Annotated in this window: 1 pseudogene; it reads right to left on the bottom strand. The window is 45.4% G+C overall.

Features of this window, described 5'->3' with window-relative positions:
* Positions 1-158 (bottom strand): annotated as a pseudogene (locus tag SB765_RS29775) (NAD(P)-dependent alcohol dehydrogenase); the annotation flags it as partial.
* Between the last annotated feature and the right edge of the window lie 113 nt (positions 159-271).

Raw genomic sequence — 271 nt, 5'->3', positions numbered from 1 at the left:
TGAGGCTCATAGAAGCCCTCTACTATTGCCTTATCCCTGAAGTTCAGAGACACCGCGCCAACTTTAACCCGAAGTTCACCCGGACCGGGTACAGGCGTTTCCACCTCTTCAAGCTTTAAGTTTTCAAGGCCAAAATCTTTCAGTAACCATGCTTTCATTTTGTCATTTCCCATGTGTATGCATCGAATAGGGTGATGATAAAAAAAGCAGGCGGGCGTAAAAAGCCACGTAAAAGGACTTCAGTGTTACTGCAGGAGAAACAATCGGAATG

The organism is Pseudomonas sp. SIMBA_067, from assembly GCF_046534675.1.
Lineage (GTDB): Bacteria > Pseudomonadota > Gammaproteobacteria > Pseudomonadales > Pseudomonadaceae > Aquipseudomonas > Aquipseudomonas putida.
Note: the sequence above shows the minus strand (reverse complement) of the source record. Positions and strands in the feature narration are given on the sequence as shown.